We start from the raw sequence: 19,247 nt of genomic DNA, 5'->3' as shown, positions 1-19,247 counted from the left end.
CCGGGTCCAACGGGGCCATCACAAGGGCTTCGATTACGCGCGGCTCGCCAAGGTGGTGGGCGAGTATTTCGACGTGGTCGAGGTGACGGGACAGCCGATCTCCAAGCTGCCGCCGGCGCTCAATTTCACAATTGGAATCGTGGCGAAGAAAAGGACTGCGCCGTCGACCGCGTAGAACCGCGTGAAGGGAGAGGTCCCGCCCGGGAAATGAACTCAGCCTGGAAGAAGATCGTCTGGCAGCAGTTCGGAGCCGCGATCGACATGCTCGACAATGCCATCAGCGCCTGCCCCGACGATCTCTGGAGCGACCGATCGAAGAGGCCAGAGTACTGGTACCTGGTCTATCACACGCTCTTCTGGCTCGATCTCTACCTCTCCGGTCCGGTCGAGGGATTCACTCCTCCCGCGCCGTTCACGCTCGAAGAGCTGGATCCTGCGGGCCTGCTTCCCGAGCGACCGTATACGAAGAAGGAGCTCCAGGCGTATCTCGAGCACGCCAGGAAGAAATGCCGGGCTGCGATCGACGCGCTCACGGATGCGAGGAGCAATGAGCGCCACCGATTCGGATGGGCAGCTACGCGGAGCTGCTGCTCTACAACATGCGCCACGTTCAGCACCACGCCGCCCAGCTCAACCTGATCCTGCGCCAGCAGATCGATTCCGCCCCGGGCTGGGTCGCGAAGGCGAAGGCGAAGTGACGACGCCCAGCTATGTGCTCGGGCATTCCGAGCGCGAGCTCGAGCGCCTGGGCACTCAGGCGCGAATGGTCGATCCGATGACACGCCATTTCTTTCAGGCTGCCGGAATTGTCCCCGGCATGCGCGTGCTCGACGTCGGGAGCGGCGCGGGGCACGTCGCGCTCCTGGCGGCCGAGATGGTCGGCGACCGCGGCGAGGTCGTCGGAGTAGACCGGGCCCCGGAGGCGCTCGTGGCAGCGAGAGCGCGTGCGGAATCGCGGTCGGCGCGCCACGTAACGTTTCTCGAAGGAGATCCCGCCGAGATGAAGTTCGACCGGCCGTTCGACGCTGTGATCGGCCGTTACGTGCTCATGTTTCAAGATGATTCGAGCGCGATGCTGCGCAAACTCGCGGCTCACGTGCGGCCCGGGGGCGCAATCGTCTTCCACGAGCCGGACTGGGATGGGGCCCGGTCGTTTCCGCCGGCGCCGACCTACGACCGGTGCTGCGGATGGATAGTTGAGACGCTCCGGGTGCTCGGAAACGAAACGCGGATGGGGAAGAAACTGCACGCTACGTTCGTCGCAGCCGGGCTCGCTGCACCAACGATGGGACTGGAAGCATTCATCGGCGGCGGCGCGAAGGGCGCCGAGGGCCTGACACTGATCGCCGACCTCGTCGAGACCATGCTGCCCGCGATGGAGCGGGCGCGCGTCGCGACGGCCGCCGAGGCCGGGCTGGAAACCCTGGCCGCGCGGATGATTCACGAAGCCGTGGCCAACGACAGCGTGATCGTGGGCCGGTATGAGATCGGCGCCTGGTGCCGCCTGTAATACAATTACGAGGCTTGGTCGCTACATGGACCTCGATCGGGGGTCACTGGAAATGGCTGTCAGATATGCGCTGGAGGGATCTCTCCTCAAATTGGTTCTCGAGGGTCGGTACGAACCTGGGGACATCATCGCCCAATTCGTCGCGGGGCTCGCCGATCCGAAGTGCCCCGAGCAAGTAGCTCTCTTGGTGGACGTGACCAAGTCGGAATCGCTGGAGACGCGGGCCCCCCATGAAATCCGTCTCGTGGCGGAGCAGTTGGGGCCCTATCGGGAGCGAATCGGTGCGCGATGCGCCGTTGTGGCGGCCAGAGATGTTCATTTTGGACTGTGCAGCATGGGAATCGTCTATTGCGAGGGGGTCGGCGTGGAGGCGGCGGTCTTCCGCGATTCGAAATCCGCGCTCGAGTGGCTTCGGGTTCCAGTGTGACCGCGGCTCCTTAGACCGCTACCGGTGCCGCGATCCTGTGGAACGTGGAGTTGGAAACCTCGTACGTCCAGTAAATCCAAGCTGATTTAGCCCGTCTGAAGACTCCCTTTGTCCATCGAGTCCATCTTCGATTTACCTTGACTAGTCAAGTCATTGATGGGATCATATCAAATAATTAATCATTAACAGTTAATCAGGGGGGGCTTCATGGACGTATCCTCGGTGATCGGCGAGCGGCTTGTGGAGCTCGGGCTGGAGCAGAAGGAGCTGGCGGCCGCCGCCGAGGTAACGGAGTCCTACATCTCGCAGCTCCTGACCCGGAAGAAATCCCCACCCGCTCCGGATCGAACCGATATCTACGAGAAGATCGAGATCTTTCTGAAGATCACGAGCGGGAAGCTCTCGAAGCTGGCCGAGATCCAGCGCAGGGACGAGCTGAAGCGACACCTGGCAGATCCCCCGGTGCCCTTGCTGCGCCTGGTCCGCGAGCTCATTCTTCGGAAGTGCCCCCCAAGCAAGGAAAAGCAACTACGCGGCATCTTCGAGAAGGAGCCTTTCGGCGAGTTCGAGCGCCTCGTCACGCAGAAACTGCTGGACGTGGTGAAACGGGTCGCCAGGGAGGAATTGGGGAACGAGGCCTGGCTCCAGCGGGTGGCCCGGCTCAGCGATCGCTCCTACGAGCAGATGCGCGTTGTCGTCCTGGAATTCCTGGACACTGACGTTTTCAACGTCTCCGCCGAGAATTGCGTTGCCTTCCTGGAGCCCTTGATTGAATCCTGGGACATCGAGCTCGCCAGCTTCGCCATGGAAGTGGTCCTGAACCGGCGGCTCGCGTCGGGGGACCCTCACCGGGTCGAATTTGTCGAGCGAGAGCCCGGCCATCGTTCCGAGGAGGAGCAGGGGCTCAAGGAGTTCCTCGAGGACGCGACCCTTAGCGGCGGCGCTTCCGAGGAAGAGGTCCAGTTCTTGAAAGCGCTGAGATTCAGGGGGAAGCGTCCGACCCCGCTCTACTATTACCGGGAATTGCAGAATCTCCGGGACCCGCTTCACTTCCGCAGGCTTGGCACCGATGGAGAGAACCGAGGGGGCTGAGCAGGATCGACCGTGAGATCGAAACCGCTGATCATGATCTGCATGGTTGTCGGATCGACCCTTGGAAGCTGGCTCCCCTCGTTGTGGGGCGCCGGTTGGCTCTCGTTCTCCTCCGTCCTACTCGGCGGCGTCGGCGGCGTGCTCGGGATTTGGGCCGGCTACAAGATCTCCCGGCTCTGATGACCCGCCTGGAGGGCTGCTCGTGAAGGACCTGACCATCGAGCTGGAGAACCGCCCCGGCGCTCTGGCCGAGATGGGCGAGGTGCTGGGTCGCGCGGGCGTGAGCGTCGCGGGCGGGGGCGTCTTCGTCGTGAACGGCGTCGGGGTCGCTCACTTCCTGTTCACGGACGGGGCGGCGGCTCGCAAGGCACTCGAAGCTGCGGGCATCCGTGTGGTCGCGGAGCGCGACGTGCTGGTGCAGCGGCTACATCAAGGCCAGCCGGGACAGCTAGGCAAGGTCTCGCGCCGCATGGCGGACGCAGGCGTCAACATCGAAGTCCAGTATAGCGATCACGACCACCAGCTCATTTTGGTCGTCGACGACCCGGCGAAAGGGAAGGCCGTCTCCGAGGCCTGGACGCGCGAGCGCCCCTGATAGGAAATGGGCCAAGGCCGCCTGCGTCGGCGACCTTGGCCCCTCGGAGCGGCGGCCCTCTACCGACTCTCGGCGGAGCGCCTCAGCGGACGACCGCGACCTTGCGACGGATCACGTTTACCGTCCCGCCCTGGCCCTGAGCCTCGATCAGCACGAGGTAGCCGCCGCTCGCGACGACTTCGCCCTTGCCGTTTCTTCCGTCCCAGGCCCAGTTGTTGAGTCCGGGATTCCCTCCAGGCGCTCCCCGATCGAAGACCACGCGGCGCACCAGGGAGCCGCTGTTGGTGTAGACGCGGAGGGTCACGGTCGCCAAGTCGTCCAACTTGTACGCGATCGTGGTGGCCTCGGTCCCGGCGTGGAACGGGTTCGGATAGTTCGTGACGTAGCCGCCGGCGGCGGTGGGATCCACGTACGCCACCTTGACGTCAAGATCCTGCGTGAACCCTCCGGACGATGCGCGGATGCGGTCCGTCTCCTGAATCCGCGGGCTCAGGAAATCGGCCCGCGCGTTGCCGCTCGCGTCCGTGGAGTCGTCCTGCGCCGTCAGGGTGCCGGTGCCCGAGAGAAGGGCAAAGCTCACCGGACGGTCCGGGACGCCGTTTTCATAGGCATCCACGACCTTAGCGGTCAGCGTGCCGTGCTTGTTGCCGCCGACCCAGGCCGGGCTCGACGCGAGGTGGATCCCCGCCGGCGGACCGGACGTGATCGTGATGATGTTGCTCGTCGCGGGCGCGTTGCCCGCGTCGTCGCGCGCGACCAGGATGATCGGCTCGCTGAACGTGTAGGTCTCGGATACCGAGCGCTGGCCCTGGATCAGCTGGAACTGGGGCGTGAGGAGTGTTCCGCGCCCCGCCGCGCCGGATGCGTTCCGTACCTCGATCGTGACGAAGGAATTGATCTCCGTGATCACAGCTCCGCCGTTGTTCTTCACCTTCACGGTCAGCGTGAAGAAGTCGCCGGCACGGGTGGTGGACGGGGTGACCGAGGCCTCGAGGTGGAAGCCGCTCGAAATGGCTCGCACCTGCGTCGTGCTCCCGGTCTTCGACGGGTTCGTAGCGTCGGAGACGGTTATGTTCTGGAAACCGCCGGTCGCCAGTTTCAGGCTCATGTCGGCGCGACCGTTCGCCATCGCCTGATCCGGAGGGACCTGCGCCAGCGGGTCGCCGCAGGCGATGTGCACCACGTCCGTGGGTCCCGCCACCGGGTTCCACCACTGATCCGTGGCGAGCGCGGTGAGCGTGAAAGCGTAGTCGATCGACTGGTCGAGCGCGGCGCCCGTGCGGCCGCTCACGGTGCCGGGCGCGGGTGACTCACCCGGCGCCAAGACCAGCACCCTCGTGAAGGCGCCTCCCACGATCGTGACGTCTCCGGACGTATTGTCGGTGATTCCGGTATTGGTGAGGTCGTGCACGGTGATCGTCTGCGTCCCGCTCTTATAGAGGCGGCCCTGGAAGACAAGCTGCCCGCTGACAAGCGTCGTGTCGGCCGGGAGGCCCGCGAACGGGTCCGTCGAGGTGACCTGGACGTGGTCGCCGATGCCGCTCACAACGTTCCAGTACGCGTCAACGGCGCGAATGGTGATCGGGAACGAGGTCCCCGCCGTCTGATTCCCCGGCGTCCCATCCTTCCCGTCGGCGGTACCGGGTCTCGCGGTTTCCCCGGGAAGGATGACCTGGAGTTTCGTGAATGTGGCGGGATTCACCACGACGTTCCCGCTCGTTCCCGTCCTGGCCGGTGACGAGAAATCGGTGCACGAGAGCCGCACGGAGGAGCCGGCTCCGAAAAACGTGACCGGACCGGACCACACGCCGCCCACGAACGTGATCAGGCTCGGCGTGCTGGTGCCGGAGCCCGCGTTGGAGGCCAGGACCGCATCGCCGTTGTAGTCAAAGACGGTATTCCCGCTCGAGTCGGTCGCGCGGACGGTGACCGTGACCGGCACGCCCGCGACCTGAGGAGACGCTATCGCGGCGAACGAGAAGTGGTCCGTCGCGTTCGGGATCACCTGGATCCCGGCGCTCGTCATCGACGCGATGCTTCCGTTGCTCTGATCGGTCACCGTCAGTGTCTGCGTGCCCACCGTCATTAGTGTGTAGGTGAACTGACGGAAACCCGCCGTAAGGCTGCCCGTCGCCGGCGTGTCGGCCGGATCGGTCGACGACGCGACCTGAACGGCGTCACCGCTCGAAACTTGATTCCAATAGTTGTCGGTCCCGTAGACGTTGACCGTGAATCCCTGGCCGGCCGCCTGACTCGCGGGCACGCCGGTGATACCGTTCAGGCTACCGGGGAGGGGCGATTCTCCCGGCGCCACGATCTGCACCCGACGGAACGGGCCGGGGCTGACGACGAAGCCGTTGCTGGAACCGCTCTGAGACGGATGTCCCTGAACTGCGGCCGCGACGAATACGTTTCCGGTGGTCGGGGAAGTCTCATCGGCGCGGTAGACGGTGACGTTGCCGCTCCACTGGCCCGAGGCAAGACTCACGGTGGGGGGCGTGATTCGGCCCGCGCCGAAGCTGGTGAGCTGGCTTAGCTGCACGTTTCCAGAGAACCCGCTCACGACGTCGCCATTCGGATCCTTGGCCGTGATCGAGACCGAGATCGGGACACCGGCCGTCTGGTTCTTGGGAATGTTCGAAATCTCGAGGCTCTGAAGGACGATCGATCGGACCAAGGAGCTGGACCCATCGGGAATCGTGACGTCCGACTGGTCATGCGCGAAGATCGTGAAGTTGCCGCCGGCGTTCAGGATCACAAGGTAGTCGCCCGTTCCGCCGACGAGCTGAGCCGCGGCCGGGAGTGAAGCGCTGGCGTCCGAAGACAGGATCCGAATCGTGTGTGTCACCGTGGACACGAGCGTCCAGGTAGAGTCGCACGCGCGGACCGTGGCGTAGAAAGGAATGCCCGCGGTTTGGGCTGTCGGGGTTCCGGTCTTGCCCGAAGGCGTTCCGGGAGCGGCTGTCTCTCCGGGAAGCAACACTTGTAGTCGTGAGAACGGTCCCGCGATCGCGGGGGCCGCGCTAAGTTGGACGGCCAGGGCCAGAGCGAGCCACGCTCCCGCCTGAGCCACGCGAAGTCCTTGGCGCACGACGAACCTCCCTGAGTACGGTTTGCCCGCTCTCTTCCCACGATCGGACCCGACCGGTCCAACCGCAGCGATGATGCGTCCGGGGATGGACGCAGTACGGACCACTTCAGTACGAAGCAGGGGGCGTGCCGCGATTCCATGCAGATTGCGCCGCGCGCACACCAGGTCCCCGATCCCTATGCGGCGCAGCGTTCGCGGAGCCGCAGCCTGCAACGACGGCTCAAATTCGACCAGAGAATCCGGGGACCTTGAAGAATCCGGCCGCGCCGGGTCGGATTATCCGGTGCATGCCGCGACGTGGGAGGGGTCGTAACGTTGCAGATTCAAGCTCCAACGCTCGGACCCAGTCCCAGGCGGCACGCACCCCCCGAGCAAAAGCGACAAAGCGAAACGGGCGGGACGCTGTGTGGCGCCCCGCCCGCTCTTGACCCCCGTAGGGGTCGGCCTACTTAACGACCGCGACCCGCTTGATCATCTGTCCTTCGGCCGCCTCAATCCGGAAGAAGTACACGCCCGAGGCGACCTTCTGGCTCCGCGAGTTCGAGCCGTCCCACGCCATCCTCTGCAGGCCGGCGCTGCGGAACTCTTCCAGCAGGGACTTCACGAGCCGGCCCCGACTGTCATAGATCGTCACGCGCACCGTGCCCGCGCGCGAGGTTGTGAACAAGAGCTCCGTCATCGGGTTGAGCGGGTTCGGCCGGACCATCGGGTTCATGCCGGCCTTGGCCTGCGCACCGGTCTGGTGGTCCCCACCCTTGTTCTTGTCCTTATCGCCGTCCTTGTTGCCGCCCTTGTCCTCGTCCTTGCCCTTGTCCTTGCCCTTGTCGCAGACCTCGCCGTCGTCGGAGTCCCTGTCCTTGCCGAACGTGGCCACGACCGTGCCGCCGCTCGTCAGCGTGGCGTGGATCTCGGCGTGGACCAGGTCGCACGGCATCTTCGCTCCCGCCAGCACTTCGAGGAGGGCCCGCGTCGAGAAGCACGCGCGGATGCCGAGCGTATCGCAGTTGCCGCCGTTGCCATCGCCATGGTGGTCGTTGTTCCCACCGTGCTCGCCACAGACCACGCCGCCGCAATCGTGGTCCGCATCGTCGTCGTCGTCGTTCTCACCCTCGCCGTCGCCGTGAGGATGATCGCCGTTCAAGTGAATCGCCGCGGCGTCGTTGCCGCCGTCGTCATGGCCGCCGTTACCATGGCAATGGAGCTCGATCCGGGCCGCCTGCGCCGCCACCGACGCGCCGTGCCACACGAACGTAATGCTGGACAGCACGACGTCACGAAGGTCGAAGGACTTGTTGACCGGCCGGATCCGGAAGCAGGTCGCGTCGTCCTTGGACTTGAAGCTCGCGATGAGGCACGCTTTTCCAGGTACGTCTCCACCGCCGACATCGTTGACGGTGATGGCCGTATTCGCGGTGCCCGTGCCGCCGCGGCCGTCGCTGCCCGCGAACGCCACGTTATAGACGCCGGACTGCGTCGATCCCGGCGTCCACGAGAAGACGCCGGTATTGTCACCCTGATCCGAGAACGCGGCCCCGCTGGGGACCGAGCTCGCCGTGAGGGTGACGTGATCGCCATCCTGATCGGTAGCCGTGACCGCGAATGAGAGGCTGGCACCCTCGTCCACCTGCTCCGTGGACGGCGCGCTCAGCACCGGCGCGTGGTTCTCGGCGGCGACGTCGTTCACCGTGATCGCGGTGCTCGCCGTACCGGTGCCGCCGTGCCCGTCGCCGCCATTGAAGGCAACGTCATAGAGACCTGACTGCGTCGAGCCGGGTGTCCACGAGAAGATCCCGGTGTTGTTCCCCATATCGGAGAACGCGGCTCCATTGGGCACCGAATTCGACGTGAGGGTGACATGATCGCCGTCCTGATCGGTGGCGGTCACCGTGAACGAAAGAATGACGCCCTCGTCCACCTGCTCCGTGGACGGCGCGCTCAGCGCCGGCGCGTGGTTCTCGGGAGGAGGGCCCGTCACCGTGATGGCGGTGCTCGCCGTACCGGTGCCGCCGTTCCCGTCGCTGCCGTTGAACGCCACGTTATAGAGGCCCGACTGCGTCGACCCCGGCGTCCATGAGAAGGTTCCGGTGTTGTTCCCTTGATCGCCGAACGTGGCCCCGGTGGGGACCGAATTCGCCGTGAGGGTCACATGATCGCCGTCCTGATCGGTGGCGGTCACCGTGAACGCGAGGTTGACGCCCTCGGCCACCTGCTGAGTCAACGGAGCGCTCAATACAGGCGCGTGGTTCTGCGGAGCATCTCCCGTTACCGTGATCACCGTGCTCGCGGAACCCGAGCCACCGGCGTGTCCGTCGGTCCCGCTGAACGACGCCGTGTGCGTACCACCCTGGCCGGAAATCGGGCTCCAGGTGAAGGTCCCAGTGTTATTCGCGTGATCCACGAAGCTCGATCCGGGCGGCTGGCCGCTGAGGAAGAGATCGACATGATCTCCGTCGGCATCGGTCGCGCTCACACTGAAGGTCAGGGTGGAACCAATCGCGACCGTCTCGCTCGCAGGAGCCGTCAGGACCGGCGGGTGGTTCTCGCCTCCGACCGTGCCCGTGACGATGATGTCAAAGTTCTCGATGACCGGCGGAACTCCGCTGGAGCTGGCCGTGATCGAAGCATGGTAGGTGCCCGCGCTTCCCACCGGAGGAGCCAGTGAGATCGAGGTGCTCACGGATCCCAAGCCTGAGCCTGGCGCCTCCAGGGTCGCGAACGACGGGAGCGACCCTAGGAGCGTTATGAGGACGCCCGCCGGGCCGGACGCGTTTACCGGCACCGAGAGATTGGAGCCGTCCGCCAAGGTGACATCATCGATCGGAGTAATCGTGAGCGTTGGTGCCGCCGCGACGCGAATGTGCGTCACCGCGGCGCCCAGGGTGCCGGTCATGGACATCGCCGTGAACCGGATGTCGTACTCGCCGTGATCTCCCAAGCCCGGCGTCCAGTTGAACGTCCCCGACGTGTTCGAGCCATTCGGGGTGAATGTGGCTCCGACGGGGAGTATGGAGGTGTACAAGGCTTCGACGGGGTCTCCGTCGGCATCGCTCACGCCAATGGTGAAATTGAGATTCGAACCCTCTGTCACTTCCCGCAGAGGAGGAGCGCTCACGACAGGCACTTGGTTCGTGCCCGATGTGTTGACGGTGATCCCGAAGATCTCGATGTCCGTCACCCCTCCCGCTGACGCGGTCACCGCGGCGGTGTAATTGCCGACGTTGATGGCGCCGGGAGCCAGCGTCAAGGTGGTGACAATGACCCCGACTCCGGAGGTCGGTGTGTTCAGCGTCACGAAGGACGGGAGTGAGGAGGTAAGGGTGATATTGCGGCCAAGGGGGTCGACCGCGACCACGTTCGCGATCACCGTCGCGCCAGCATTCACGCTGATGTTCGGAATGGTGGACAGCGAAGGTGCCTGGGCCTGAGCCGTCGCGAACGGCACGAATAAGATGAGCAGGCTCAGTGCCAGAAGCTTGAGTGGTGCCTTCATGAGTCCTCCTAGAGTCCGCATGGGGTGTCTCACCAGAATGGAGGAGGAAACACTCCCGACCGATTCCGGCCAATGCAGCCGCCGTGCCGGGATTCCATGCAGATTGCCCATCGCGCGGCGCCGCGCGCCGATCCGGTTGGGATCAAGCGGTTGAGCGCGTCGCAGGACGCTATATGGCTTGAAAAGAGCATCGGGATGCGGAGAAGCGGGAGGGGATTGGTCGCGGCCGGCCAGAGGAATCGATGCAGACCGCCGATCCGGTTTGCAGATTCGTTACGCGGCGGGCGCGATTTTCGCGCGACGCGCGGGTGCCGCTGCGTCGATGTGGTGCGGAAGAGGGGAGTCGAACCCCTACGTCTCGCGACACTGGACCCTGAACCCAGCGCGTCTACCAGTTCCGCCACTTCCGCACCGAATGCTTCGAATTCGCGCCGGAACACGCTAATATAGGCGGCTCGCGAGGGCGAGTCAATCTCAGGGAGGATGCGATGCTGCGGGGCTCGGCGCCGAAGGCCAAGAAGGGCGACGACGGGCGCCAGATCATTTGCACGAACCGGAAGGCGCGGCACGATTACACGGTGATCGAGACCTTTGAGGCGGGGATTGAGCTGCGGGGCAGCGAGGTCAAGTCACTCCGCGACGCCAAGGCGCACCTGGTCGACGCGTACGCCACCGTCGAGACCGACCAGCTCTACCTCCGCAACGCCCACATCAGCCCCTACGATCCGGCGAGCTACGAGAATCACGAGCCGACGCGCGCGCGCCGGCTGCTCATGCACCGCATGGAGATCAAGCGCCTCCGCGCGCAGCTTGAGGAGAAAGGACTCACGCTCATCCCGCTCTCCCTTTACTTTCGTGACGGCAGAGTGAAGGTGGAGTTGGCCCTCGCGAAGGGCAGAAAGAACTACGACAAGCGCACGAAGCTCGACGAGAGGAGGGCGCGGCGGGAGATCCGAGGCGTGATGCGGGGAGAGAAGCCGGAGTGAGGCCGATTCCAGGCCGCGCGACCAGTGCCGTCGCCTCCCTTACCCTTGTCCTCGGGCTGGGCGCCCTGGCCCTCGTCACCCCACCGGTGGCCGCGCGGACGGCCTCGCCGATCTCCATCGACCACGCCGAGGAGCGACCGGCCGAGAAGATCTTTCCCATCGTGATCGACGGCACGAGCTATGTCTCGACCAACGACCTCGCGCGGATCTTCGCCGCGACCAAGTACTGGCGTCCCGAGATTCAGAAGCTGACGCTTCGCCTCGGGGAGCACACGCTTCGTTTCACCGTTGACGCGCCGATCGTCCTCGTCGACGAGACGGGCCGAAACCTGATCGAGCCGGCCAGGCTGATTCAAGGCGTGGTCTACGCGCCCGAATCGATCGTGCGCCGGATCTTCGAATGGGGCCTCTTCGCCGACGCGACGTGGGACGACGCGACCCGCACGATCCGCTTCCGGTCGCCGGTTCACGTCGTGCGCCAGGCCCAGCTCTTTCCCCGCGGCCGCGTGACGGAAATCTCCGCCACGCTCCTCCGCGGCCTCCCCCCGCGCGTCCTCTACGCGACCCCATCCGAGATCAGGATCCTCTTCGAGGGAGGGACGCTCGACACGGTCCGCAGCTTCGAGGGAGGCATCGTCACCGGCGGATCGATCCGCGAGGTGGCGGGCGGCGTGGAGCTTCGTCTCCGCCTCGGTCAGGACGCGAAGGGCTACGCCGTATCCGTCGGATCGGGCCGGCTCAAGGTGTCCGTCACCGACGATAAGGATCTGGTCGACGCTGGGCTCTTCAACAAGCTCGAGCCGGTGCCGATCGGCGGGCCCGATCGCGAGGTGCGCACCATCATCATCGATCCGGGGCACGGAGGAACGGATTTAGGCGCGACCCTTCGCGGCGGCATGTCCGAGAAGGATGCGGCCCTGGACCTTGCGCGCGCCCTCCGCTCCGCCCTCAGTCAAAGGCTCTCCGCCCGCGTGATCATGACCCGCGAGAGCGACGCCGAGGTGTCGGCCGCGCGCCGCGCCGAGATCGCCAACGAAGCGGGAGCGGATCTCTTCATCAGCATCCATCTCGATTCCGAGGGCTCGATCAAGGGCGGCGGATTCCGCGTCTACACGCTCTCCCCCGGAGGGGCCGGGGGCGAGGGGCAGTCCGACGCCATTCCGGAGGACATCGACGGCGTCACGCTTCGACCGTGGGTCGGGGCGCAGACGTCCGCCGTGGGAAGCAGCATGGCGCTCGCCCAGGCGATCGCCGACTCGCTCCACCATTCGTTCCCAGGGACTCCCGTCCTGACGCGCCAGGGTCCGATCCGGATTCTCGAGCCGGTCGTTTGTCCCGCGATCATGCTGGAGTCGGCGCCGGCGGCGCGCACCGGCCCCGACGCGGCGAGCCGAAGCTACACGATCTACGACTACGCGCGGACCGTGGCCGAGGCGATCGAGAAATTCGTGAAGGCGGCGAGAGGATGAAGCTCACCCCCCGGCAGCGGGTGTTCGCGATCGCGGGGGCCGTTGTCCTCGTCGCGGTCGCGCTCTGGTTCACGATCGGCCCGGGGCGGGGATCGAAGCTCGCGCCCGAGCGGCTCACGCCCCTTGCCTCCGAGCTCGAAGGAATCCGCGGCGTCTACCTCTACTTCGGGGTGCCTGGCTCGGACGACGTGGCGGCGGAGTACCGCGACGTCGTGGTGAAGGACCGGGAGGCGGACCGCGTGCGCGCGATCTACCGGGAGCTTCTCTCCGGATCGACCGGAAGCTACGAGTCGCCCTTTCCCGACGGGGTGGAGCTCCTGAACGCCTACTACACGTCGCGCGGATCGCTCTACCTCGATTGGAACCAGGCCCTGGTGAAGGAATTCCAAGGCGGGAGTGGGCGCGAGCGCCAGCTTCTCGCCTCGATCGTGCTCACGGCGGCCGACAATTTGCCGGACGTCACCGAGGTCGTGCTCCTCGTCGAGGGAAACCCGGTCGAGACGATCGGAGGGCATTTCGATACCATGACGCCCCTCACCGTGGCGGAGTGGCGATGAGCGCCCGCCGCGTTCTCGGCGTCTTCGATTCGGGAATCGGCGGACTCACCGTCGTGCGGCACCTGCGCCGGCTTCTCCCGGGCGTCCCGATCGTCTATTTCGGGGACACGGCCCGTGTTCCCTACGGCACGAAATCGGACGCCACCGTTCGGCGCTTCGCCGGCGAGGCCGTCCGCTTCCTGACCCAGTTTCAAGTCGGACGGGTCGTCGTGGCGTGCAATACGGTTTCCGCGGTCGCCCTTCGTACGCTCGGGCGTGAGTTTCAGGGGCTTCCGATCGACGGCGTGATCGAGCCGGGCGCCGACGCGGCCGTCGAGGCCACCCGATCCGGGCGGATCGGCGTGATCGGGACCCGCGCCACGGTGGCGAGCGCGGCCTACGAGCGCGCGGTGTCGGCCGCGGCGCGCCGGGCGGGGAAGCGCGCTCGGGTCGACGCCGTCCCCTGCCCGCTCCTGGTCCCGCTCGCCGAGGAGGGAATGGAAGATTCCCAGGCGGCCCGAGAGGTCCTGCGCGACTACCTCGCCCCGCTCAAGCGAAAGAAGGTCGATACCCTGATTCTCGGCTGCACGCACTATCCTCCGTTTCGTCGAGCGCTCGGCGCGGTGATGGGCCCTCGGGTGCGGCTGATCGACTCGGGCGAAGCGACCGCGCGGCGCCTGGCCAAGACGTTGAAGCGCGAGCGTCGCGACGGACGCGGCACGCTCCGGTGCTACGTCTCCGATATTCCGCGGCAGTTCGAGCGGATCGGCCGCCGCTTCCTGGGCCACTCCATGGGACGCGTGCGCCTCGTGGCGCAGGACGACCTTCCCTGGTTCGAGCGTCCGCCCCACAAGGGAGGGCGCTGAGGTGACTCGCCCGGGGACGAAATCGCGGGGGAAGGGCAACGGCCGGCGCATCGACCAGCGCCGTCCCGGCGACCTCCGCCCCATCACCATTCGCCGCGGCTATCTCAAGAACGCGGAAGGCTCGGCCCTCATCGAGATGGGCGGGACACGCGTGATCTGCGCGGCGACCGTGGAGGATCGCGTGCCGCCCTTCTTGCGGAACACCGGCCGGGGCTGGGTGACCGCCGAGTACAGCATGCTCCCGCGCTCTTCGCACGAGCGGATCCAGCGCGAGGTGACGCGCGGCCACGTCGGCGGGCGCACGCATGAGATCCAGCGCCTGATCGGCCGCTCGCTTCGCGCGGTGACGAATCTTGAAGCCTTGGGCGAGCGCCAGATCCTCGTCGACTGCGACGTGCTCGAGGCGGACGGCGGAACCAGAACCGCTTCGATCACCGGCGCCTTCGTGGCGCTGGTCGACGCGATCCGATGGCTCACGCGCCGCGTCGAGCTGCCCGGCCCGCCGCTTCGCGATTTCATCGCGGCGGTGTCGGTCGGCATCGTGGGCGGGGAGCCGATGCTCGACCTCTGCTACGAGGAGGACTCGAGGGCCGAGGTCGACATGAACTTGGTTCTGACCGGATCGGGCCGCCTCGTGGAGATCCAGGGCACCGCCGAAGGGAAGCCCTTCTCCGAAGCGGAGCTCGCGACGATGATGGAGTTGGGCAAGACGGGGATCCGGAAGCTCATCACGCAACAGAAGCGAACGCTCGGGCTGCGCGCGCTTCCCAAAGCGTGGAGCTAGTCGTCCTCGCCACGCGAAACGAGGGGAAGGCGCGCGAGCTCACGCGCCTCCTGGAAGCCGCCGTGGAGCGGTTCCAAACTCTCCGCGACCACCCCAAGCTCACGCTCCCACCGGAAGCAGGCTCCGCCTATCGGGAAAATGCGCTCGCGAAGGCTCGCGCGGTGAACGAGGCGGTGGGGCTTCCCGCGCTCGGTGACGATTCGGGGCTCGAAGTCGATGCGCTCCACCGGGCGCCGGGACTCTACTCTGCCCGATTCGCGGGGGAGGGCGCGACGGACGCCGAGAACAACGCGCTCCTCCTCAGGTCCCTCGAGGGCGTTCCTCCGGATGGCCGCACCGCGCGTTACCACTGCGCGCTGGTCTTGGTGCGCGGTACGGACGACGTCCTGGAGGTGGAGGCGGTCTGCGAGGGGCGAATTCTCGAAGCGCCGCGCGGCGGCGAGGGGTTCGGCTACGACCCTCTCTTCCTACCGGAAGGGGAGACGCTAACGTTTGGGGAGCTGCCCGCGGCCCGAAAGGACGCCATCAGCCATCGCGGCCGCGCCGCAGCGCTTCTGGTCCGAGCGATCAGGCACGGGGACTGAAGCGTGGCTCCCCCGTGCCCGATCGTCGCCCCGTCCTCGACTAATCTCCCAGCTTCTTCAGCTCGACGCGGCGGTTCTTCGCACGGCCCGCGTCGGTATCGTTGGTCGTAATCGGCTCGCTCTCACCGTACCCCTTCGCCTCGAGCCTCGACCGCTCGATTCCCCTCGAGACCAGGTAGTCGCGCACCGCCTTGGCCCGGCGGTCGGAAAGATCGCGGTTGTACTCGTCCGATGCAATCGAGTCGGTGTGTCCGCCGACCTCGACCCGGATGTCCGGCCAGTCTTGGAGCGCAAGCACGACGCGATCCAGCACGGCGTACGAATCGGAAGTCAGCTTCGCGCTGTCGAACTCGAAGTTCACGCCTTCCAAGATGAGCTTTTTCTTGTTCGGCTCGAAGAGCACCTTCTTGATCGGGCAGCCTTTCGAGTCCACCGCGACCCCACGCGGCGTATTCGGGCACTCGTCGATGCCGTCCCAAACGCCGTCCCCGTCGGAATCGAGCGGGCAGCCGCGCGCGTCCACGAACGCGCCCTTGGGCGTGTTCGGGCACTTGTCCTTTGAATTGATGACTCCGTCCCCGTCCGAGTCCTCGTCCTCGAGCGCATAAAGCCCAAACGTGTACGCGACGATCAATTGCACGTTGGCGATATCCGCGCCGTTGAGCCCGCGATTGCCCGCCAGGTCTCCCACGCGGGCCTCAGTGCGCCACCCGTGTCCGGCCTGCGCGAAGCCCGCCCCGATCGAGGCGAGTGGCCTGCCGAAGTCCTCCATCCCCGAGGGATTATTCACGTCCGCGCCGCCCAAGGCGCCGGCGAGGAAGAAATTCGTGGCGCCCTGGCCCAGCGGGTAGAGCCTCTCGAAGCCGATCCGTCCTTCGATGACCTTCACGTCCTCCAGTAGCGTGGTACCGCTCTGCGCGTAGGTGCCGTCAGCGAACCAGTTCCAGCGCGGAGCGATCCTCCGTGCGACCCGAAGACCGATGAGCAACGACTGATCGCTGCTCCCACCGGGGCCCCCAAGGTCCTTGTCCGCGAAGTTGACCCCGAACAGGGGTCCGGCATCGCCGAGGGGCTCGTGGCCCTTCGCCAGCGCGGGAGGGGCGTTCAAGAGGGCAAGGCTGGCAACGAGAACGGCGAAAATGGCTAACCCGGACTGTCTCATGGTCGTTCCTCCCGTCGGGTGCGGATGCCAAGAATGGGGTGGATGACGGGGATCGAACCCGCAACACCTGGAGCCACAGTCCAGTGCTCTACCATTGAGCTACATCCACCGTGTGTCGGAACGGGCTTCGCGCCTGGAGGGAGTCGAACCCCCGACCGGCGGATTAGAAATCCGCTGCTCTATCCAACTGAGCTACAGGCGCTCCAGGTAGTCGGGGGGCGCCGGCACGAAATCGGGGCGAGAGGATTCGAACCTCCGACCCCCTGCGCCCAAGGCAGGTGCGCTACCGGGCTGCGCTACGCCCCGGTGCCGCCGCCGGCGCCAGCCACACACTGTAGCCTCCCACGCGCCGGGCAGTCAATCAGGGCCATTCGCCTTGACGAGCCGCGACCCGACGCCTATCGTCTAGTGGTTCCCCGACATCAACCTATACGCACCGGGGGTGCATCGTGGCAGGAGTGAACAAAGTCATTTTGGTGGGCAACTTGGGCTCGGACCCGGAGATCCGGACCACGCCGAGCGGGCAGCGCGTGGCCAATTTCCGCATGGCGACTTCCCGCGGCTGGACCGGCCAGGACGGCCAGCGCCAGGAGAAGACCGAGTGGCACTCGATCGTCGCCTGGGGGAAGCTCGCGGATGTCTGCGAGAAGTACCTCAACAAGGGAAAGCAGGTCTACGTGGAGGGCCGGCTCGAGACCCGTTCCTGGCAGGACAAGGAAGGGCAGACTCGGTACAAGACCGAGATCATCTGCGAATCGATGCAGATGCTGGGTCGTGCCGGTGCGGATCGAAACGGAGATCCCGCGGCCGACTCGCCTTCACGAGGCGGTGCGCCCGACGAGTCGATGGCGCCCGCGGGCGGCGGCGGCTCGGACGACGATCTGCCGTTCTAGGGAGCCTGGCCTTGTAGAACGGGGATTGTGCCCCGGCCTAAGCGGAAGTCATTGAATGTAGCCGAGTGAGCGGAGCCTCTCGCGCAACTCCTCGTCAACGGGGGAGCGGAGAGGCTCTTCGCTTCCTCCCTTCGGGCGCGCGGTCTCGTAGGTTGCGAGGTGCTTCTCGTGCCCCAGGCGCTTCATCACGCCCGGCATCAGCGCGTCCTCGATGGGGCGCCCATCCATGTCGAGTGCGGTGGGGAGCCCGTAGAGCGCGAGGACGGTGGGTGTGATGTCGAGTACCGTCGCGCCCGAGATGTTCGCGTCCCGCATCACGTCCGGTCCCATCATGAGGACGATCCCGTCGACCTTGTGGGCGCCGACGCCCTTGCCCCCTCCCTGGAATCCGTGGTCGGAGCAGACGATCACGTTCGTCTTCGGCCCCGCCTCGCGGAGGAAGTCTCCGATCAGCCGGTCGGTGAACACGTAGTAATTCGGGACGATCCGCTTCAGCCAATCGTACTCCGCGTCCGAGGAGACGAACTGCGAGTTGTTCGGCAGGTCGATGTCCCAATAAACGTGCGACACCTCGTCGACACCGCGGAAGTAGACCGTGAAGAATTCGGGGTGCGACGCGCGATAGAGGTGCATGGCGACCCGATAGAACGTCATGTCGGCCGCGTAAATCCACCGCAGCTGTTGGACGAGGGATTTCTGGCGCTCCGTGACCTTCGTGGTGTCGATCGCGGGCACGAACTGAAACAGCTCGGCCCACGATACGCTCTCGGGGGTGCGCCGAAGCGCGGCCACCAGGGAGTCCAGCGAGGCGGGGTAGGTCCGCCGCGTGTCGCGGGCTCCCCAATCGGCGAGGTCGTATTGCACGTAGTCGGTGATCAGAGAGCCGTTCACCGGCTGAGCGGGCCAGGTGGTCCACCATCCGACGACGCCGACCTTTTTCCCAAGGGAGCCCAAAATGTCCCAGATCGGCCGGGCTCGCCAGAGGTTGGAGGTCACCATCGGATCTGATTCGGCCGCCGCGCTGTCGCCGCGCGCCCGGGCCGCCGAGCGTTCTCTCTCACCCTGCTTGACGAAGAAATCCGAGACACCGTGCTTCTTGGGGACCTTGCCGGTGGCGATGCTGGCCCAGATGACCGGGCTCTTGGTGAGTGGCTCGAGGGAGCGAAGCTTACCGGACGCCCCGGTATCGCGGAGTTTCGCGAAGGCGGGCACCCTCTTCTGGTCGAGCAGGGGACCGAGCACGTCCCACTCCCCTGCGTCGACCCCAATCAGGAGGACCTTGGGCCGGGGCTTCTCGCCTGCTCCCGCGCAGGTCCATACTCCGAGACCGAGGGCAACGCCGGCGACCAGGCGGAGGAGATGTCGGGCGCGGCGCCGAGGGCGCTGAATCAATGGGTCTCCGGGAGCAGTATGGGGGCGGATCGGATCAATCCTCGGATGCTAGCATTCGGGCGCTTGGCGTACCACTGACACCACTTGGAGGGCCTGCCGGTTCCCAGCCGGAGGCGGGTTGTGCCTTGGTGGGGCCTGCCGCGAGCGGTCAAACCTTGACTTGGAGCCCGAATCCACCTAGCTTTCAACCGATTTCCCACCCGGATGTGTGCGCCGCTAGCTCAATTGGCAGAGCAACTGACTCTTAATCAGTAGGTTGAAGGTTCGATTCCTTCGCGGCGCACCAATTTCCTCTTCGCTTGAACCATATCCTCCGATCACCAGGGCAAGGGACCGTGCCGGTCGAAAAGGCCCCCCGTCGGTCCGTCAT

At 65.9% G+C, this 19,247-nt stretch carries 15 protein-coding genes, 5 tRNA genes and 1 pseudogene; 13 read left to right on the top strand and 8 right to left on the bottom strand.

The window, feature by feature from the left end; all coding sequences use genetic code 11:
* The first annotated feature begins 207 nt into the window (after window positions 1–207).
* From E6K79_05185 to E6K79_05165, 5 genes and pseudogenes are all read left to right on the top strand, one after another.
* Window positions 208–698 (top strand): annotated as a pseudogene (locus tag E6K79_05185) (DinB family protein).
* Window positions 699–763: 65 nt separating this feature from the next.
* A complete protein-coding gene (locus tag E6K79_05180; GenBank protein TMQ65444.1) occupies window positions 764–1,510 on the top strand; it encodes a class I SAM-dependent methyltransferase in 747 nt (248 codons plus the stop codon).
* A 52-nt stretch (window positions 1,511–1,562) separates the two neighbouring features.
* The gene (locus E6K79_05175) at window positions 1,563–1,937 is read left to right on the top strand and encodes a hypothetical protein (protein ID TMQ65439.1); all 375 of its coding nucleotides are present in this window, start codon (window positions 1,563–1,565) and stop codon (window positions 1,935–1,937) included.
* A 207-nt stretch (window positions 1,938–2,144) separates the two neighbouring features.
* On the top strand, window positions 2,145–3,029 hold the full coding sequence (locus E6K79_05170) for an XRE family transcriptional regulator (GenBank protein TMQ65438.1): 885 nt from the start codon (window positions 2,145–2,147) through the stop codon (window positions 3,027–3,029).
* A 202-nt stretch (window positions 3,030–3,231) separates the two neighbouring features.
* On the top strand, window positions 3,232–3,624 hold the full coding sequence (locus E6K79_05165; GenBank protein ID TMQ65437.1) for an amino acid-binding ACT domain-containing protein: 393 nt from the start codon (window positions 3,232–3,234) through the stop codon (window positions 3,622–3,624).
* A gap of 82 nt (window positions 3,625–3,706) precedes the next feature.
* Here the strand turns inward: E6K79_05165 and E6K79_05160 are convergent, their stop codons facing one another.
* The 3 genes from E6K79_05160 to E6K79_05150 form a co-directional block, all read right to left on the bottom strand.
* The gene (locus E6K79_05160; protein ID TMQ65436.1) at window positions 3,707–6,715 is read right to left on the bottom strand and encodes a hypothetical protein; all 3,009 of its coding nucleotides are present in this window, start codon (window positions 6,713–6,715) and stop codon (window positions 3,707–3,709) included.
* 445 nt (window positions 6,716–7,160) lie between these two features.
* Window positions 7,161–10,205 (bottom strand): T9SS type A sorting domain-containing protein, encoded by a 3,045-nt coding sequence (locus E6K79_05155; GenBank protein TMQ65435.1) that lies wholly within the window; start codon window positions 10,203–10,205, stop codon window positions 7,161–7,163.
* Window positions 10,206–10,530: 325 nt separating this feature from the next.
* Window positions 10,531–10,615 (bottom strand) — tRNA-Leu (locus E6K79_05150).
* Between the two features lie 78 nt (window positions 10,616–10,693).
* On the opposite strand from E6K79_05150, the gene smpB reads away from it, so the two are divergent.
* The 6 genes from smpB to rdgB all read left to right on the top strand — a co-directional run bounded on the left by smpB (window position 10,694) and on the right by rdgB (window position 15,430).
* The gene (gene smpB, locus E6K79_05145; GenBank protein TMQ65434.1) at window positions 10,694–11,191 is read left to right on the top strand and encodes an SsrA-binding protein SmpB; all 498 of its coding nucleotides are present in this window, start codon (window positions 10,694–10,696) and stop codon (window positions 11,189–11,191) included.
* Window positions 11,188–12,660, top strand: a complete 1,473-nt coding sequence (locus E6K79_05140; protein ID TMQ65433.1) for a hypothetical protein — start codon at window positions 11,188–11,190, stop codon at window positions 12,658–12,660. Before smpB ends, E6K79_05140 begins: the two co-directional genes overlap by 4 nt.
* Window positions 12,657–13,217, top strand: a complete 561-nt coding sequence (locus E6K79_05135; GenBank protein ID TMQ65432.1) for a GerMN domain-containing protein — start codon at window positions 12,657–12,659, stop codon at window positions 13,215–13,217. The genes E6K79_05140 and E6K79_05135 overlap by 4 nt, the downstream gene beginning before the upstream one ends.
* Window positions 13,214–14,062, top strand: coding sequence for a glutamate racemase (locus tag E6K79_05130; protein ID TMQ65431.1), 849 nt, complete (start codon window positions 13,214–13,216; stop codon window positions 14,060–14,062). Before E6K79_05135 ends, E6K79_05130 begins: the two co-directional genes overlap by 4 nt.
* A gap of 136 nt (window positions 14,063–14,198) precedes the next feature.
* Complete coding sequence (locus E6K79_05125; GenBank protein TMQ65443.1) at window positions 14,199–14,846, top strand: ribonuclease PH; 648 nt, start codon at window positions 14,199–14,201, stop codon at window positions 14,844–14,846.
* Window positions 14,837–15,430, top strand: coding sequence for an RdgB/HAM1 family non-canonical purine NTP pyrophosphatase (rdgB, locus tag E6K79_05120; GenBank protein TMQ65430.1), 594 nt, complete (start codon window positions 14,837–14,839; stop codon window positions 15,428–15,430). The genes E6K79_05125 and rdgB overlap by 10 nt, the downstream gene beginning before the upstream one ends.
* 40 nt (window positions 15,431–15,470) lie before the next feature.
* Here the strand turns inward: rdgB and E6K79_05115 are convergent, their stop codons facing one another.
* From E6K79_05115 to E6K79_05100, 4 genes are all read right to left on the bottom strand, one after another.
* Window positions 15,471–16,592: an OmpA family protein gene (locus E6K79_05115; protein ID TMQ65429.1), complete on the bottom strand. Its 1,122-nt coding sequence runs from the start codon at window positions 16,590–16,592 to the stop codon at window positions 15,471–15,473.
* 34 nt (window positions 16,593–16,626) lie between these two features.
* Window positions 16,627–16,701: transfer RNA gene (locus E6K79_05110), tRNA-His, on the bottom strand.
* Between the two features lie 19 nt (window positions 16,702–16,720).
* Window positions 16,721–16,794, bottom strand: a tRNA-Arg gene (locus tag E6K79_05105).
* Window positions 16,795–16,824: 30 nt separating this feature from the next.
* Window positions 16,825–16,898, bottom strand: a tRNA-Pro gene (locus E6K79_05100).
* 140 nt (window positions 16,899–17,038) lie between these two features.
* On the opposite strand from E6K79_05100, the gene E6K79_05095 reads away from it, so the two are divergent.
* Window positions 17,039–17,485 carry a single-stranded DNA-binding protein gene (locus E6K79_05095; GenBank protein ID TMQ65428.1) on the top strand — a complete coding sequence of 149 codons (447 nt, stop codon included), beginning with the start codon at window positions 17,039–17,041 and terminating at the stop codon, window positions 17,483–17,485.
* A gap of 48 nt (window positions 17,486–17,533) precedes the next feature.
* Here E6K79_05095 and E6K79_05090 read toward each other — a convergent pair whose 3' ends face one another.
* A complete protein-coding gene (locus tag E6K79_05090; GenBank protein TMQ65427.1) occupies window positions 17,534–18,916 on the bottom strand; it encodes a hypothetical protein in 1,383 nt (460 codons plus the stop codon).
* Between the two features lie 171 nt (window positions 18,917–19,087).
* On the opposite strand from E6K79_05090, the gene E6K79_05085 reads away from it, so the two are divergent.
* Window positions 19,088–19,163, top strand: a tRNA-Lys gene (locus E6K79_05085).
* Window positions 19,164–19,247: the final 84 nt, after the last annotated feature.

It is taken from the genome of Candidatus Eisenbacteria bacterium, from assembly GCA_005893305.1.
Classification (GTDB): Bacteria; Eisenbacteria; RBG-16-71-46; order SZUA-252; family SZUA-252; genus WS-9.
The sequence above is the reverse complement of the archived record's forward strand: the minus strand, read 5'-3'. Positions and strand labels throughout refer to the sequence as shown.